Source organism: Micromonospora lupini, from assembly GCF_026342015.1.
Taxonomy (GTDB): domain Bacteria; phylum Actinomycetota; class Actinomycetes; order Mycobacteriales; family Micromonosporaceae; genus Micromonospora; species Micromonospora lupini_B.
In genome coordinates this window covers 1,800,548-1,817,617 of record NZ_JAPENL010000001.1, presented here as the reverse complement: position 1 = coordinate 1,817,617, position 17,070 = coordinate 1,800,548, and the positions used below count along the sequence as shown (strand labels likewise).

At 70.0% G+C, this 17,070-nt stretch carries 15 protein-coding genes; 10 read left to right on the top strand and 5 right to left on the bottom strand.

Annotated elements, in window-relative coordinates; translation table 11 throughout:
* The first annotated feature begins 31 nt into the window (after positions 1–31).
* The 7 genes from OOJ91_RS08025 to iolB all read left to right on the top strand — a co-directional run bounded on the left by OOJ91_RS08025 (position 32) and on the right by iolB (position 8,086).
* On the top strand, positions 32–2,035 hold the full coding sequence (locus OOJ91_RS08025) for a DUF2264 domain-containing protein (RefSeq protein WP_266243976.1): 2,004 nt from the start codon (positions 32–34) through the stop codon (positions 2,033–2,035).
* A gap of 43 nt (positions 2,036–2,078) precedes the next feature.
* Positions 2,079–3,383, top strand: coding sequence for an ABC transporter substrate-binding protein (locus tag OOJ91_RS08020; RefSeq protein WP_266243975.1), 1,305 nt, complete (start codon positions 2,079–2,081; stop codon positions 3,381–3,383).
* A 77-nt stretch (positions 3,384–3,460) separates the two neighbouring features.
* A complete protein-coding gene (locus OOJ91_RS08015; protein WP_266243973.1) occupies positions 3,461–4,366 on the top strand; it encodes a carbohydrate ABC transporter permease in 906 nt (301 codons plus the stop codon).
* On the top strand, positions 4,366–5,262 hold the full coding sequence (locus OOJ91_RS08010) for a carbohydrate ABC transporter permease (RefSeq protein ID WP_266243971.1): 897 nt from the start codon (positions 4,366–4,368) through the stop codon (positions 5,260–5,262). The genes OOJ91_RS08015 and OOJ91_RS08010 overlap by 1 nt, the downstream gene beginning before the upstream one ends.
* A gap of 5 nt (positions 5,263–5,267) precedes the next feature.
* A complete protein-coding gene (locus OOJ91_RS08005) occupies positions 5,268–5,945 on the top strand; it encodes a hypothetical protein (protein WP_266243970.1) in 678 nt (225 codons plus the stop codon).
* A gap of 84 nt (positions 5,946–6,029) precedes the next feature.
* Entirely contained in the window at positions 6,030–7,214 is a 1,185-nt protein-coding gene (locus OOJ91_RS08000) for a glycoside hydrolase family 88 protein (RefSeq protein ID WP_266243969.1), read from the top strand.
* Positions 7,211–8,086, top strand: a complete 876-nt coding sequence (iolB, locus tag OOJ91_RS07995; protein ID WP_266243968.1) for a 5-deoxy-glucuronate isomerase — start codon at positions 7,211–7,213, stop codon at positions 8,084–8,086. The genes OOJ91_RS08000 and iolB overlap by 4 nt, the downstream gene beginning before the upstream one ends.
* A 95-nt stretch (positions 8,087–8,181) precedes the next feature.
* Here iolB and OOJ91_RS07990 read toward each other — a convergent pair whose 3' ends face one another.
* On the bottom strand, positions 8,182–9,537 hold the full coding sequence (locus tag OOJ91_RS07990) for a ricin-type beta-trefoil lectin domain protein (RefSeq protein ID WP_439117030.1): 1,356 nt from the start codon (positions 9,535–9,537) through the stop codon (positions 8,182–8,184).
* A 556-nt stretch (positions 9,538–10,093) separates the two neighbouring features.
* Here OOJ91_RS07990 and OOJ91_RS07985 point away from each other — a divergent pair.
* Positions 10,094–11,614: an RICIN domain-containing protein gene (locus OOJ91_RS07985; RefSeq protein WP_266243967.1), complete on the top strand. Its 1,521-nt coding sequence runs from the start codon at positions 10,094–10,096 to the stop codon at positions 11,612–11,614.
* A 137-nt stretch (positions 11,615–11,751) separates the two neighbouring features.
* On the opposite strand, the gene OOJ91_RS07980 is transcribed toward OOJ91_RS07985, so the two are convergent.
* Together OOJ91_RS07980 and nhaA are read right to left on the bottom strand one after the other, a co-directional pair.
* Complete coding sequence (locus OOJ91_RS07980; protein ID WP_439117029.1) at positions 11,752–12,297, bottom strand: DM13 domain-containing protein; 546 nt, start codon at positions 12,295–12,297, stop codon at positions 11,752–11,754.
* Positions 12,298–12,738: 441 nt separating this feature from the next.
* Positions 12,739–14,019, bottom strand: a complete 1,281-nt coding sequence (gene nhaA, locus OOJ91_RS07975) for a Na+/H+ antiporter NhaA (RefSeq protein WP_266243966.1) — start codon at positions 14,017–14,019, stop codon at positions 12,739–12,741.
* A 214-nt stretch (positions 14,020–14,233) separates the two neighbouring features.
* Between nhaA and OOJ91_RS07970 the strand changes: the two genes are divergently transcribed.
* A complete protein-coding gene (locus OOJ91_RS07970; RefSeq protein WP_266243964.1) occupies positions 14,234–14,617 on the top strand; it encodes a hypothetical protein in 384 nt (127 codons plus the stop codon).
* 107 nt (positions 14,618–14,724) lie between these two features.
* Positions 14,725–14,871 carry a hypothetical protein gene (locus tag OOJ91_RS07965; RefSeq protein ID WP_266243963.1) on the top strand — a complete coding sequence of 49 codons (147 nt, stop codon included), beginning with the start codon at positions 14,725–14,727 and terminating at the stop codon, positions 14,869–14,871.
* Positions 14,872–14,981: 110 nt separating this feature from the next.
* Here the strand turns inward: OOJ91_RS07965 and OOJ91_RS07960 are convergent, their stop codons facing one another.
* Both OOJ91_RS07960 and OOJ91_RS07955 read right to left on the bottom strand, forming a co-directional pair.
* Positions 14,982–15,371: a hypothetical protein gene (locus OOJ91_RS07960; RefSeq protein ID WP_266243962.1), complete on the bottom strand. Its 390-nt coding sequence runs from the start codon at positions 15,369–15,371 to the stop codon at positions 14,982–14,984.
* Between the two features lie 129 nt (positions 15,372–15,500).
* Positions 15,501–17,000, bottom strand: a complete 1,500-nt coding sequence (locus tag OOJ91_RS07955) for an FAD-dependent monooxygenase (RefSeq protein ID WP_266243961.1) — start codon at positions 16,998–17,000, stop codon at positions 15,501–15,503.
* Positions 17,001–17,070: the final 70 nt, after the last annotated feature.

Genomic DNA, 17,070 nt, shown 5'->3' with positions numbered 1-17,070 from the left:
ACGGAGACGGATCGATGCGACAGGATCTGGGATGACGTCCGGGACGACCGGCCAGTTGGCACCGGGGGCGGCCCCGGATGCCGCTACCGCCGCGACCTGGAACCGGGATGACCTGCTGGCCCTCGCCGACCGGATGCTCGCCGCGACCCGGCCGTTCGCGTCGCCCGGCCGCGCCCTCGTCACCCTTCCCGGCCCGGAGGGCGGCTACGGGCGGGCCGTCGACGGCCTGGAGGGTTTCGCCCGCACCTTCCTCCTGGCCGGTTTCCGCATCACCGGCGCCCGGGGAGTGGGCGTGGACGAGCTGGTGGACCGGTACGCGACAGGCATCGCCGCCGGCACCGACCCGAGCGCTCCAGACCGCTGGGTACGCCTGGACGAGCACCCCCAGGCCAAGGTGGAGGCCGCCTCCATCGCGCTGGTCCTGGACCTGACCCGCCCGTGGATCTGGGACCGGCTGCCGTCCGCGGTGCAGGAGCGAGTGGTCGACTACCTGCGCCCCGCGGTCGGCGACGACACGTACCCGCGGATCAACTGGGTCTGGTTCCGGCTGGTCGTCCAGACGTTCCTGCGGTCGGTGGGCGGGCCGCACTCGCTCGACGAGATGGCCGAGGACCTGCGCACGCACGACGGTTTCGCCCGCGGGGACGGCTGGATGTCCGACGGGCCGGACCGCGCGTACGACCACTATGTGGGCTGGGCCCTGCACCTGTACCCGACGCTGTGGGCGCGAATGGCCGGTGCCGCCGACCTTGCCGAGCAGCGCCGCGAACGGGACCTGGCGGGCCTCGACCGCTTCCTGCGCGACGCGGTCGCGCTCGTGGGCGCCGACGGAGCACCGTTGATCCAGGGACGAAGCCTGATCTACCGCTTCGCCGCGGCGGCGCCGTTCTGGGTCGGCGCCATCGCCGGCGTGCCCTCGGTCAGCCTGGGCCAGTTGCGCGGCGCGGCCACCCGCATCGTGCGCCACTTCGTCGCCAACGGCGCTCTGGACGAACGCGGCCTGCTCACCCTCGGCTGGCACCGGCCGTGGCCGCGCCTGGCGCAGTCGTACTCCGGGCCGGGCTCGCCGTACTGGGCCAGCAAGGGCCTGCTCGGCATCGCGCTGCCGGCCGACCATCCGGTGTGGTCGGCCCCCGAGGAGCCACTGCCGGTGCAGGAGCGGGACGAGGTACGGGCGATACACGCGCCCGGCTGGCTGGTCTCCGGCACCCGTGCCGACGGGATCGTCCGCGTCGTCAACCACGGCACCGACCATGCCGTCGAGGGCGCCACCGTCGGAGATTCGCCGCTCTACGCCCGGCTGGGCTACTCCACCGCCACCAGCCCCGTCCTCGACGACAGCGGCTGGCTCAGTCCGCTCGACCAGTCCGTCACCCTCGTCGACGACGCGGGCCGGGTGACCCACCGCGCCGGCATGCGCACGCTTACCGTGCGCGTCGACGCCGACGGCGTGGGCGTCGCCGGATCACGTGCCCTCGTCCACTGGGTCGATCCGGATCCGGGTCAGCGCGATCACGGCGGCGGCCGCGCGGGCCGGTACCGACCGGCCGGGCACCTCACGGTGTACTCGCTGGTCCGCGGCCCGTGGGAGTTCCGTCTGACAGGCGTCGACGACCTCGCCGACGGTCTCGACGCGGCGGCGCTGCTGCTGCGCGTCGGCGGCTGGGCAGTTGCCGGGGACGCTACGGCGACCTTCGACGACCGGGTGGCGGTCGTGACCGGGGCCGGCCTGACCAGCAGGCTGGAAAGCGTGCTAGGTGGCGGATCGGCCGGCGTCACAGCCGTTCCGCGCGGCGGGCCCCTGACCGGCGGGCTCGTCGTGCCCTGGCTGGACCACCCCGTCCGGCCGGGCGCACGGGTCGCCGCCCTCATCGAGTTGTCCACAGTGCCGGCAGCCACGGCCCGGCGGACCTGCCAGGCCGTGGTCGACGAGGACGGCGCCGGCCTCCATCTGGCGGTCGATTGGCCCGACGGAATCAGCACGTCGACCCGTCTGGACACGGAACATGCCAGGCCCACCCGAGCGGCCTGGTAGCAGTGCGGGCCCGTCCGGGCCCCTTGACCTGAAGGAGAGAGGGATGAAGCGTGCGATACCGGCCGTCATCAGCGCTGCGACGGCCCTGACGCTTGTTCTTGGCGGCTGCGGGGGCGGAGACGAGCCAGTCGACCCCAACGCCCCGGTGACGATCACCCTGGCCGGCTGGAGCCTCGCGTCCACGCCCGAGTTCAAGACGCTCGCCGACGGCTTCAAGGCGACCCACCCGAACGTGACGGTGGAGCTCAAGGAGTACGCCCCGGGCAACGACTACGACACCCAGATGATCACGGACCTGGCCGCCGGCACCGCCCCGGACGTGTACGTCATGAAGAACCTCAAGAACTTCTACACGTACCAGAGCGGCGGTCAGCTGCTCGACGTCTCCGACGCCACCACGGATCTCGGTTCGAGCCCTGCGCTCGCGTCGTACCAGGTGGACGGCAAGGCGTACGCGGTGCCGTACCGGCAGGACTCGTGGGTGCTCTATTACAACAAGGATCTGTTCGCCAAGGCGAAGGTGCCGCTGCCGGACGGCAGTTGGACCTGGGACGACTACACCGACGCGGCGAAGCGACTGCACACCGGGCTGAAGGGGGCCGGCTCGAACGCGACAGGCGCCTACCAGCACACCTTCCAGTCGACAGTGCAGGGATTCGCGCTCGCCCAGACCCCCAACGCGGACCTGCTCTCCGGGGACTTCGGCTTCCTGAAGCCGTACTACGAGCGGTCACTGGACCTGCAGGCGTCCGGCGCGCAGCCGACCTTCGGCACGGCGAAGACCAACAAACTCACCTACCAGGCGCAGTTCGGCAAGCAGCAGTCGGCGATGCTGCTGATGGGCACCTGGTACGTGGCCACGCTGCTCAACCAGCGAAAGAGCGGTGACGCCGACAAGTTCCAGTGGGGGATGGCACCGGCGCCGCAGTTCGACAAGTCGACCACCGGCACCTCCGCCACGCCTGTCACCTTCGGTGACCCGACCGGCCTGGGAATCAACCCGAAGATCAGCAAGTCGAAGGCCGCCGTGGCGAAGGACTTCCTCAAGTACGCGGCCGGCCCGGAGGCCGGCAAGGCACTGGCCGGGATCGGCATCACCCCCGCACAGGCCACCGACGCGGTCACCGCGAGCCTGTTCGGTCTGGACGGCGTACCGCAGGACGAGCTGTCGAAGTTCGCCTACGCCAAACACACGATCAAGCCGGAGAACCCCGTCTCGAAGCACACCGCCGGCCTGCAAAATCTCCTCAACGAGACGCATTCGACGATCCTCTCCGACAGCAAGGGTGTCGATGCCGCGCTGAGCGAGGCGCAGACCCGCGCCAAGAACGAGGTCCTCAACCAGTGAGGTCACGGCGGGCCCGGCGCGCGCCTCTGCCGCATGCCGGACCCGCCGCCACGCCGATCGCTCCCGGAGACTCCCCTATGGCAACACTGCCGCGCACGCGACCCAAGTACCGGCGTCTGGTGTGGCGCAACACGGTCGCCGGCTGGTCGTTCATCCTGCCCAACTTCATCGGCTTCGTCGGGCTCACCCTGCTACCCGTCGCGGTGCTGTTCTACGTGGCGTTCACCAACTGGAACGTCTTCGGGGTGGCCGAGTGGACCGGCACCGCCAACTTCAGGCGGTTGTGGAGCGACGCGAGCTTCTGGACCGCGCTGCGCAACACCGTCTACTACGCCGTCTTCCACATCCCGCTGACCCTCGCGGCGGCACTCGGGCTGGCGCTGCTCCTCAACCGCAAACTGCGCGGCGTACGGTTCTTCCGCACCGTCGCCTTCTTCCCCTACATCACCTCGATCGTGGCGATCGCGGTGGTCTGGAACCAGCTGTTCAGCCCGGAGTACGGCCCGATCAACGCTCTCCTCGGCGCCGTCGGGGTGGACAATCCGCCGGGCTGGACCGCGTCGGCGACCTGGTCGATGCCTGCGGTCATCATCGTCGGCACCTGGCGGTACATGGGCTACTACATGCTGCTGTTCCTGGCTGGCCTGCAGACCATCCCGGCCCAGCTCTACGAGGCGGCCGAGACCGACGGCGCCTCACCGTGGCAGCGGTTCGTGCACGTGACCATGCCCGGCCTGCGGCACACCACCTTCTTCGTCACGGTGCTGCTCACCATCGAGAGTTTCAAGGTCTTCGACCTCATCCTCGTGATGACCGGCGGCGGACCGGGTCAGTCGACGCTTGTGCTCTCGCAGTACATCTACCAGAAGGGCTTCGAGGAGAACCAGTTCGGCTACGCCTCGGCGGTCTCCATCGTCCTGTTCGCCATCTGCTTCGGCATCACGGTCATCCAGTTCTGGGTCAACAAGCGGAGGAACAGCTGATGACCGCGACCGACCTCTCCACGCCCGTCCCGGCCATCGTCCCGCCCGGCAACCACGCGACGTCCGTCCGACGTGTCAGGTCCCGGGGCGGGCGACTTCTCGGGTACGCCGCTCTCGTGCTCGCGGCGGCCGGGCTGCTGCTGCCGTTCTTCTGGATGGTGGTGGCGTCGTTGAAGACCAACAACGACGTCTTCACCATCCCGATCACCTGGCTCCCCGACCCCGTGGTGTGGCGAAACTACGTCGACATCTGGCAGCGCTCGGACATGACGACGTGGCTGCGGAACACCCTGCTGCTGTCGGTAGTCGTCACCTTCCTGCAGGTGTTCACCGGCAGCTTCGCGGCCTACGGCTTCGCCCGCGTCCGTTTCCCCGGCCGCGACCTGCTCTTCCTGGCGTACGTCGGGACGATCGCGGTGCCCTGGCAGTCGTACATGATCCCGCAGTTCATCCTCATGTCGAAGCTGCACCTGTCGAACACGCTGTGGTCGATCGTCGCGATACAGGCGTTCGGCGCGGTAGGCGTGTTCCTGATGAAGCAGTTCTACGAGACGATCCCCGAGGAGCTCAGCGAAGCGGCGCGGGTCGACGGGCTCAGCGAGTTCGGCATCTACCGACGGATCATCCTGCCGTTGTCCAGGCCGGCGCTTGCCAGTCTGGCCCTGCTGATGTTCACGACCACCTGGAACGACTACCTCGGCCCACTGATCTACCTGCGCAGCCCGGAGCTGCGCACCATCCAGTTGGGCCTGAACACCTTCATCTCCCAGTACAACGCCGAGTACGCGCTGATCATGACGGGCTCGGTGCTGTCCGTGCTGCCCGTCGCTGTCATCTTCCTGCTCGGCCAGCGTTACTTCATCGAGGGTGTCGCCTCGACCGGACTGAAGGGTTGAGGCCCATGCGATCGCGCCACAACACCATCACCGCCGTCTTCGACGGGATCTACGTCGCGCTGGTCACCAACGTGCTGCTGGTGCTCGGTTGCCTGCCACTGGTGACGCTCGCGTTCACCACCGAGGCGGCGCGCTCCTGGCCCCTGTACGCGCTGACCACCCCGCTCTGCGCGCCTGGGCTCTGTGCCGCCTTCACGGTCATGTCCGCCTACTCGGCCGGCGACACCGGCGGCGTGCTGCGCACCTTCGGCCGCGCCTGGCGAGCCACCGCCCGGCCGGCGATGCTCTGGACGGCGGCGGCCATGACCGCCCTGGTGGTGCTCGCCGTCGACGCCCGCGCCGCGTGGGGTCACCGGGTCGGAGCGCTCGCCCTGCCGGTGCTGGCGACCCTGATCGTCCTCACCGTCGCGACCACGCTGCTCGGGTTGGTGACCATCGCCGAACGACCCCGCGCGCCGCTGCGCGAGGTTGCCCGTACCTGCGTGTATCTGGCGGTGCGCCGGTGGTACCTCACCGCCGCGTCCCTGCTCGTGCTCGCGCTGCTCGCCCAGATTCTGGCGGCCCGCCCCGCGATCGCGCTCGGCCTCGCCGCCGCGCCACTGCTCTATGTCGTGTGGGCCAACAGCCGCTTCACACTGCGCGCCGCCCTCGAGCCGTCGACGACCGCACCCCAGAGCACCTGACCACCACGTTCCGGCCACCGAGCCGGCACGTCGATGACACACCTGCCCGGCACCGGCCCGGACCCACGAGGGAGAACAGCATCCATGACGGCGACCGACGTCCGTCCCAGTCCCGACGCAGAGGCCACGGCGGCCGCGGTGGCCGCCGCGATACACACCGTCGACGCGAACATCGCGGTCTTCGGCGACCGGTACCCCGCGGACACCACAGCCGCCAACCGCTACCCGCTTCGGCCACCGAGCGCAGGCCAACCCGAGGGCGCAAACGTCGGCTGGACCACGAGCTTCTGGCCCGGACAGCTCTGGCTGGCACACGACCTGAGCGGTGACGACCGCCACCTGCGGGCCGCTTTGTCCCACGTGGACAGCTTCGCCGATCGCGTGCACCGCGGCATCGACCTGGACACCCACGACCTCGGGTTCCTCTACACCCTCTCCTGCGCGACACCGGCCCGCCGTACCGACGATCCGCGGGCCCGAGGCGCGGCCCTCGCCGCCGCCGACCACCTGATGACGCGTGTCCTCGAACCCGCCGGAATCATCCAGGCCTGGGGCGACCTGAACGACAGCCGCCAACGGGGCCGCACCATCATCGACAGCCTCATGAACACGCCGCTGCTCTTCTGGGCCACCCAGACCACAGGCGACGACCGCTACGCCGCCGCGGCCCGCCGGCACACCGATCAGCTCCGCCAGCACATCCTGCGCCCGGACGGCACCACCTTCCACACCTTCTACTGGGACACGGACAGCGGTGCGCCACTGCGCGGGGAGACCGAACAGGGCCACGCCGACAACTCCTGCTGGGCCCGCGGGCAGGCCTGGGGCATCTACGGCTTCAGCCTCAACCACCGGCACATCGGCGACCCCGCACTGCTCGCCGCCGCGCGGACCTGCGCCGACCGCTTCCTCGCCAGCCTGCCGGACGACCACGTCGCCTACTGGGACCTGGAGTTCGGCGACGGCAGCGGCCAGGAGCGGGACAGCTCGGCCGCGGCCATCGCCGCCTGCGGCCTGTTCGAACTGGCCGACAGCCTCACCGACCCGGCCAGCGCCGGCCGGTACCGGACAGCCGCCGCGGAGATCCTGCGCTCGCTCATCGACAACTACTCCACGGGCGGCCACCCGGTCTCGAACGCGCTGATCCTGCACGGGGTCTACGACAAACCCAAGGACGTCGGCGTCGACGAGGGAACTCTGTGGGGCGACTACTTCTACCTGGAAGCCCTCACCCGCGCCACGATCCCCGGCTGGACCAGCCCCTGGTGACCACAGCGACCGACCCGCACCGCCCCGCACCCCGACGAAAGGTGATCATGGACCACCGCTACCACTGTTCCATCCCCGCCGCCGACGGCCGGAACACGCTGCCCTTCAATCCCTGCCGCCTGCTGGACTTCACCCTGCTGCGACTGTCGGCCGGCGAGTCCTGGGCCGGCGAGTCCGGTGACCGGGAGATCCTGGCCGTCATCCTCGGTGGCACCGCGAGCTTCACAGTCGCCGGCCACCACTTCCCACGGGTCGGCAGCCGTCCGGACGTGTTCTCCGGCAAGCCGCACTCCGTCTACCTTCCGGCCGGCTCCCCGATCACCGTCGAGGCCGTCACCGACGTGGAGATCGCCCTCCCCAGCGCCCCCAGCGAACTGGCCACCGACCCGTACGTCATCGCGCCGGAGCAGGTCGCGACCGGCCGTTGGGGAGCTGCCAACTTCGGCCGCACCTACCACCAGATCCTCACCGAGATCGCCCAACCGGACCTGCCCGCCCGCCGGCTCATCGTCGGCGAGACCTACACGCCGTCGGGCAACTGGAGCACCTACCCGCCGCACCGGCACAGGGTCGACGACCTGCCCGCCGAGGCCGCGCACGAGGAGATGTACTACTACCGCGTCAACCCGGCGGACGGGTTCGGCATCAGCCGGGTCTACACCGACGATGGGTACGAGGAGAACGTCACCATCCGCGACCACGTGATGCAGATGATGCCCGAGGGCTACCACACGGTGGTCAGCGCGCCCGGCTACACCACGTACTTCCTGTGGTTCCTGGCCGGCACACAACGCACCCAGGGCGCCCGCGAGGACGCCGACCTCGCCTGGGTGGGTAAGACCGTACCCACCCTGCGCAGCGTGGGGCTGTAGCGATGCGTGCCTCGTGCGGCCCGACGGCGACGCGCCGCCCGGGACAGGACAGGGGCGGCGCGTCTCCGGCAGGCTCGGCGTTGCCGGATGCGGCTCTAGGCGCGCGTGCTCCACTGCTGGTTGGCGCTGCCTTGGCAGGCCCAGAGGTGCAGTTGCGTTCCGTTGGCCGTGCCGGCGTTGACGGCGTCGAGGCACAGCCCCGACTGGACTCCGGTGATGGTGCCGTTGGAGTTCAGGTTCCACTGCTGGTTGGGTTGGCCGTTGCAGTCCCAGATGATGACCGCCGTGCCGTTGCTGCTACCCGCCCCGCTGGCGTCCAGGCACTTGTTGCCGTAGACGGTCAGGGCGCGGCCGGAGGTGTGGGTCCAGCGCTGGTTGGTGCGGCCGTGACAGTCCCACAGCTGCGCGCGGGCCCCGTTTGTGGTGCTCGAGTTGGGAATGTCGATGCAGCGGCCGGACTGGCTGCCGACGATCAGCACGTTCTGCTGGCTGGACGGCGGGGGAGTGCTGGGCGGGGGAGTGCTGGGCGGAGGGCTGGTGGGCGGCACGGTCGACCCGAACTGGGTGAAGAACCTCCACACCTCCTGCTTGACCCAGCTCCGCGCGCCGCTCTCACAGCCGGCACACCCGTCCACCGGACCCTGCTGGTGGCCGCCGTCGAACGCGGCCCAGACCACGGGGTAGCCGGCCTGACACGAGTAGGCGGTGGTGATGTGGGTCAGGCTGCCCGCCCTCGGTTCCGGCGGGTTCTGCGCGGCGCAACCGTTGTTGCGGACGAACCTGTCGCGCAACGCCCGTCCGTTCGGGATGTTGTCGTTGACGCCGTGAATCCCCAGGTACGCCACTGGCTGGGTGCCACCGCTGCAGCCGCTGATCGCCCCCGGTGCCGCGATCGCCGCTACCGCACGGAACACGGTCGGCCGGGAACACGCCAACGAGTAGCTCATCGCGCCGCCGTAGCTGAACCCGACCGAGAAGAGCTGCGTCGTGTCGACGCAGAGCGCGTTCTCGATGACGCGGACCATGTCGTCGGTGAAGGTCACGTCCTCGCCGTTGGAGTTGCCCCAGCCGTTACCGATGCCCTGCGGGGCGACGAAGATCGTGGTGTTGTTCGACTGGGAGAGCATGCCGTAGTAGGCCCACGGGGCTCCGTCGCTGCCGCCCGACGCGACCTGCTCGGCGGTGCCGCCCAACCAGTGGAACCCGAAGGCCAGCCGGTGGGCGTAGGTGTTGTCGTAGTTGTCGGGCAGCCGAAGGATGAAGCTGCGGGTCTTTCCGCTGCTCTGGACGGTGTGGGTGCCGCTGTTCAGGCCGGGCGCCCTGCCGCAACCGGCGGTGGTGGCGGCGGATGCCGATCCGCCGGCCATGATGACGTACGCCCCGACGGCGACGAGAACCATGACCGCCATGGCGGCCCCGATCCAGGGGCTGGAGAGTTTACGAAGTGGCACAGTCGCGCCTCCTTGTGGTGGTGGTGGACGAACTGCCGACGCCCCGAAGTGTGGTTCTGGTCGCCGGGCCGACGGCTGGCAGTGAGCCACGCCACACATAGACTAGCATCATGGTGTGACGTATGACGTCATTCGTTGTGGAACGAGCTTCTTCGATGCCTTGACACGCCAGATGGGATCGCTAACACTTGTGCGCAACACGTACTTAATGATCTGGACACACGGCGTCTGCCTCGCCGGAGACACCGGCTCGGCACGTTTACCACCACCCACAGCCGTGCAGCCCGGGGGCGAGCCTCCTCAGTGCTGTTAGCGCTCACACGTGAAGTCGACCCGAGGCGTGTCGTCCACGGCACCCCATCGGAGGTTCGACGCGACGGCCCCTCCGCAAAGGAGAAGGACCGATGTCGAGAGTCCTCGCCCCGGCTCTACGCGGTGGCGCTCGCCGCGTGCCTGTTGCTCACCACCTGGTCGGTGGCGACGCCGAAGGAATCGGCCGCCACCTTCCGCCTGACCACCTGAACGCCGACCGTCCCCCACACCGATTGGACCTGTCATGAAACGGAAAAGGCTGTCCCACCGAGACGTTTCGCCGGGCACCCGGCCGCTGCGCCGGCTCCTGATCGCTCTGCTGAGCGCGATGACCGCGCTCGTCGGCATCGTCGTCGTCACGTCGTCGCCTGCCACTGCCGCCACCAGCCAGTTCCGCGGCATGAACTGGGCCATGCTTGGTGACAACTTCAAGACCAGCCCGCTCGTCGTGCAGGGCCTCAGCATGTCCGACAGCAACGCGACAGTGCGGGCCAAGGCCAACGCCCTCTACGACGACATGGCGTCCACCATGGGGGTCAACACCGTCCGGCTGCCCATCAACACCCACACCGTGGGTACCGCCTGGTGGGAGGCCTACCGAGGCGCCATCGACGCCGCCACCGCCCGCGGGTTCAAAGTCATCCTCGCCTACTGGGAGGACGCCGCCGCCTCCGGCGGCAGAATCACGAATCTCGCCGCGTGGAACACGATGTGGTCCACGGTGACCAACACGTACGGCTCGAACAGCAACGTCTACTTCGAGCCGATGAACGAGCCGCACGGCTACAGCTCGACGGAGTGGCGCAACGTCGCCGCGAACTGGCTCAGCTACCACACCTCGGCGGTGCCCGGCCGGGTGCTGATCGGGGGCACCGGCTTCAGCCAGGACCTGCGCGACATCTGCAACGACAGCCGCTTCAACTCGACGCTGCTGTCCTTCCACTACTACGCCTTCTTCTACGGCGCGATGACCTACGACGGCTTCCGCAGCCACATCCAGGCCCGCCTCGGCAACTGCGCCTCCCGCGCGGTCGCGACCGAGTTCGGCGGCCCCATGAACGACGGTCGCAACTACGCCGACGCGGGCAGCACCGACAACTTCGTGCGCTACATCCGCGCGATGGCCCAGGTCATGCGCGACAACCAGATGGGCGGCACCTACTGGCCCGCCCTCGGCGGTAAGACCGGCACCATCGGCTACGACTGGTACTCGATGTTCGCCCTCAGCGGCAGCGGCACCGACCTCAACCTGACCGTCCGCAACACCTCCGGCGCCGACCGGATCCGGTACGCGTGGGGCGACACCATCGGCGGCGGTGACCCGACGACGCCTCCGCCCACGACGGGAACGTTCTACCGGCTCGACGTGCGGCACAGCGGCAAGGCCATGGACGTCCAGCAGCCGAACACCGACAACGGCGCGCGCGTCGGTCAGTACACGTACGGCGGCAACGCCTGGCAGCAGTGGCAGTTCCAGGACGCCGGCAGCGGCTACTGGCGCATCGTCAGCCGAAACAGCGGAAAGTGCCTCGACGTGGTGAGCGCGTCGACGGCCGACGGCGCCGAGCTCGTCCAGTACACCTGCGGCAGCGGCACCAACCAGCAGTTCCAGATGGTCACCAACGGCAACTACTTCCAGCTCCGCGCCCGACACAGCAACAAGTGCGTGGACGTACCGGCCGCCTCGACCGCGGACGGCGTGATCCTCAAGCAGTACACCTGCAACACCGGCGCCAACCAGCAGTGGTCGCGTACGGCGGTCTGACGCTCGTCTCGACGTGACGACCGATCCACGGAAGCCCGCACCCCCCGGTACCGAGCTGATGGCCGGCACCGGGGGTGTGCGCCGTATCGACGCCGGGGGTGTCGGCCTCGCACCGGGCGAGCCCGGCGACTCCCGCGTCAGGCGGCCCTGAGGTCGGCCGCGCCGAAGGAGACGGCGAACCGCTTGCACCAGATGGAGACGCTCCGGAAGTCGCGTGGGTCGACCGAGGCCGGTATCTCGTACACCTGGTTGCCTTGATTGCCCTTGAGCTTCGCCAGTTCGACCCGTTCGCCGTCATCGAACACCCGCCACCCGGCCTTGCCGAGGGTGACCGGTTGGTCGGTAAGCCACACGCGCAGGTCTGGCCCGCTCGACGTGCTCAGGTTCCTGATGACGAGCTGGTGGCGCCCGTCGGCGAGCCGGTGGATCTTCGCACTGCCGGTCGTCAGGTGCTCGTGGGTGACGAACTCCCCGACGGCCAGGATCTCGTTCCCGGCAGGTGTCGTCGCCGAAGTCGCCGAAGTCGCGGACGCGGGAGTCCGCGCGGGGGGAACCGCCTCGTCGACGTACGTGTCGGTGAACAGTTTCCACGGCTGGAACCAGTAGAGGGCCAGAGCCGTCACGAGGACGGCGGAGGCGAGACCGGCCCAGGCCACTCGCGACCGGAAGATCCTTTTTCCCACCCCCGGAGCGTACGACCGTCGCAGTGGTCGGACCGGTCGTGAGCCCCTTGCGGAACTCTTACGACGCTCCGGTTCGCGTCGGCGGCAGGCCCGAGGTGCCGCGTGGCAGCCCTAGGGCCTGTTTCATAAGACTTGGCCGGCCTGCGGCGGGCCCGGACGACGACCGGCGGCGTTGCGGTTTCTTCCGGATACAACACCGGTATCCGAACGAAACCGCGCCTTGCCGGATCGCCGCCCGGACTCCGCCTCGGCTCGACCGCCCTTATGAAACAGGCCCTAGGGCCTGTTTCATAAGACTTGGCCGGCCTGCGGCGGGCCCGGACGACGACCGGCGGCGTTGCGGTTTCGTCCGGATACAACACCGGTATCCGAACGAAACCGCGCCTTGCCGGATCGCCGCCCGGACTCCGCCTCGGCTCGACCGCCCTTATGAAACAGGCCCTAGTTCTGGTAGACGTCGGGAATGTCGTCGCGGTCCTCGTCGACGTGCTCGGCCTCGTAGAGCCGCCGGTAGACACGATTCCGCGCCCGCAGGACGGTCGTGGCGAGCGCGGCGGCGATCACGGAGCCCGACAGCACGGCGATCTTGACCCGGCCGTCGGCGTCGGTGCCGACACCGAAGGCGAGTTCCCCGATCAGCAGGGAGACGGTGAACCCGATGCCGGCCAGCACGGACAGGCCGACCACGTCGATCCAGGCCAGCCCCGCGTCCAGCCGGGCCCTGGTGAACCGGGCGACGAGCCAGGTCGCCAGCAGGATGCCGATCGGCTTGCCGGCGACCAGGCCGAGCGTGATGCCCACGGCGATCGGGTCCCTGGCGGCCCGCGCCAGGCCGTCGAGCCCGCCGACGGCCACCCCGGCGGACATCAGCGCGAAAATCGGCACCGCGACGCCTGCGGAGATCGGCCGGAACCGGTGCTCGAAGTGCTCGGCCAGGCCGGGCCCCGGGCCGGCGCCCGTGGAGCGCAGCACCGGGACGGTGAAAGCGAGCAGCACTCCGGCGACTGTGGCGTGCACACCGGAGGCGTGCACAAGCGTCCAGGTCGCGAACGCCAGCGGCAGGAGCAGCCACCACGAGCGCACCCGACGCTGTACCAGCAGCGCGAACAGGCCCAGCGGCACCGCCGCGGCCAGCAGCGGCAGCAGCGACAGGTGGGCGGTGTAGACGATCGCGATGATGACGATCGCCAGCAGGTCGTCCACCACTGCCAGGGTCAGCAGGAAGGTGCGCAGCGCGCTCGGCAGATGCCGGCCGATCACCGCCAGCACGGCGAGGGCGAACGCGATGTCCGTGGCGGTCGGAACCGCCCAGCCCTTTACCGCGCCGCCCCAGTTCACCGCCGAATACAGCAGGGCCGGCACGAGTACGCCGCCGACCGCCGCGGCGACCGGAACCGCTGCGCGACGGGGATCACGCAGGTCACCGGCGACGAACTCGCGCTTGAGTTCGAGGCCGGCGACGAAGAAGAAGATCGCCAGCAACCCGTCGGCCGCCCACATCGCCAGCGGCAGGTCGAGGTGCAGCGCGCGGGGCCCGACGGTGAACGCGGTCATGTCGTGGTAGCGGTGCGCCCACGGCGAGTTCGCCCAGATCAGCGCCACGACGGCGCCGATCAGCAGCAGCGCCCCGCCGATCGTCTCCTTGCGCAGCACGTCGGCGATGCGGCGTGCCTCAGCCCAGGAACCACGGCCGAGGACACGGGGCGGGGGATTCGACGTCACAAGCGGGCCAGCTTTCGGAAGACAGGTCGGAGCGATCTGCCGACCAGACTTCCCGGCGCACCGGAACTCATCCTACCGGGACCTTTCGCCGCAGAGCCCTCGACCATCCACCGCCGCCGGTGCGTCGTCGGCCACCAGAACTCGTTTCAACAGACCGTGTCCGTGGGTACGCTCCCACCGGCTGATCATCCGATCGACGGAGACCCTCGTGATCATGGCTCTGCTGCTCGACCTCGCCAACATCGTTGGCGGTTTCCTGCTCGCCGTCTCCGTGCTGCGGCTGGTGCCGCGCGTCGGTGACGACCTGGGCCGCCTCGCCGGTCGGGCGGCCCCGATCGCGTGGGTGGTCGGCCTCGTGGCGCTCGTGACAGGCGGCTACTACCTCATCGTCCACCTGGTGTCCGGCCCCCGGGTGTTCCACTTCGAGGTGGTGGGGATCGGTGTGGGGCTCGCCCTGTTGTGGGGCCGGCTCACCGGGCGACCGACGCCACGCGCCGAGCAGTCGGACGGCGCGACCGGAGTCCGCCTGTTGCTCGCGATCTTCGGTCTCATCGCGATCGTCGTCGGCATCCAGGGGCTCTTCACGCCGGACGGTTGAGCACGCCCATTCGCCCGGCCCGCCCGTGCGGCGTTCGCTGCACGAGCGGGGTGTCACCCCGGCGGTCGACGTCGGTCGCCATCAATTCCCCGTTTGAGGAGAACTCCATGTCGGTCCAGGCATTTCTCTACGTCATCGCGGTCATCCTGATCGTGCTCGCCGCCCTGCCACTGCCCACTCGGGGAGTGTCGTTCGCGCTGCTGGGTGCCGCCTGCGCCCTGCTCGCCTACGCCTGGCCGGTGATCACCGGCTGATTCCGTCGTCGGTGTGGTCGGTGGCCGGCACCAGCGCCCGACGCTGGCGCCGCCACCGGCTCCGCCGGGAACTCGTCGCGGTGTGCGGCGTCCACGAGGTGCATCCCGGGTCAGGCGGTGGTGGACGGTCGGGGTGCCCTGGTGCTCACGGCGCTGGCGACGAGGAGCACCACGGCCGGCAGGAACGCCCCGCCGATGCCCAGCCCGAGCAGCAGCCCCCACCCGGTGATGACGAGCGCGGCCGCCAGGTCGACGACCAGGCTCAGCCGGCCGATCCGCTGTGCGAGGACCGGCAGCACCGCGGCGACGACGGGCACCCCGAGCAGATAACCGGCAGCGGCCCCGGAGTCGTCCACCGTGTACGGGGTCAGCGCGGCGGCCACCAGCACGGTGATCGCCAGGGCCGACCAGCGCAGGACCCACCGAGCGTCGTCCGGTTTGCGGACCAGGACCACGACACCGACGAGCAGGACGGCCACTATCGCACCGATGGTCGCCACACCGATCATCATGATCTCCTCGGCCGCCGCAGGTGGTGGGTCATCGAAGGCTGCGAATCGCCACCTCCTCCGGCCACGATACGGCTGGTCGTACTCGCCGCACGAGATCCGACGGACGGTGTTCTCCGGTCAGCCGGGCAAACCGAAGTGGTGGGTCAGCGAGGCGCGCAGGGTGTCCGCGTCCCCGGCGGACCAGGCGACGAAGCAGTCCGGACGTACGAGCAACGCGGTCGCGGTCGTGCCTTGCAGCGCTCCGGTAACGACGTCGACCCGGTCGCGCCAGGGCGCGACCACCTCGGCGTAGACACCGGTGGAATCCAGCAGCAACGGCCGGGCGGTGCGGGTCAGCTCGGCGAGGCGTACCGTCCCGTGGTCACCGTCCACGACCACGTCGGGGGCACTCCGGCCGGCCAACGGGTCGGCGGGGTCGCCGGGATAGTGGGTGTCCGCCCCGGACATCAGCGCCGCGATGTGCCCGGTCACCTCGGGCTTGCGCAGCAGTTCGGCGAGGAGTTCCCGCAGGCCGGTGATCTCGTCGCCGGGGCCGACGAGCGCCGACTGCGCCTGGGTGGACATGACCACCCGCTCGGCGACGGGACGGCGCTCGGTCTCGTACGTGTCGAGCAGGCCCTGCGGCGCCCAGCCGCGCACGGTGGCGGCGAGTTTCCACCCCAGGTTGGCGGCGTCCTGCAGGCCCAGGTTGAGGCCGGGGCCGCCGATCGCCGGGTGCACGTGCGCGGCGTCGCCGACCAGCAGCACCCGGTCGGCGCGGTAGCGGGCGGCGATGCGGGTGTTCTGGCCGTTCAGCCGCCGCAGCAGGCCGGGGCCGTCCGGCTCGCCGAGGGGGACGTCGGCGCCGAGTACCCGGGCGACGCTGGCGCGGAGGTCGGTGAGGCTCATCGGGGTCTCGTCGCTCGTCGGCGCGTCGGGCCACTCCGTCGTGCTGAGGATCGCCGGGCGGCCGGGGAACGGGGCCCAGGCGATCATGCCGCGCTCGGTGCGGGTGTGCAGGAACGGTGGGACGACGCCGTAGCCGGGGACGAGCAGGCCGCCGGTCTCGGGGTCGAGGGACGACGCGGGGACGGTCACGGTGGCGGTGCGGGAGACCGACCGGTCGTTCGTCGCGCCGGGAAAGTCGATGCCGACGAGGCGGCGCACCACGCTGCGGCCACCGTCGGCGCCGACGAGGAAACGGGAGGTGAGCTGCGTACCGTCGGCGAGGCAGACCTCGACCGCGTCGGGGCGTTGGCGAAGGTCGACGACCTCGTGGCCGCGGCGCAGGTCGACTCCGAGCTCGGTTGCTCGGGCCGCGAGCGTGGCCTCAAGCTGGGCCTGCGGCACGCCGAGCACGTAGTGCGGGTTCTCCGCGAGCATCGTGAGATCCAGCGGGAACGCGCCGAAGGTGAAGGCTGGTTGGGGCGACGGCGGGGTGCTCTCCCCACTGAGCCGGGTGTAGAGGCCGCGCCTGTCGAGCAGGCGGACGACCTGGCCGACGACGCCGTTGGCGCGGGGCTCGCCGGTGGGTGTGGCGTGGCGTTCGAGAACGACGGGGTGGACGCCGGCGAGGGCCAGCTCACAGGCGAGCATGAGGCCGTTGGGGCCGGCACCGACGATGAGGACGTCGATCATGGCAGTGATCCCTTCGGGGTGCGCGCCATCGCCCCGGCAGGCGCGGCACGCGGCCGGCCCACCGTGGGGT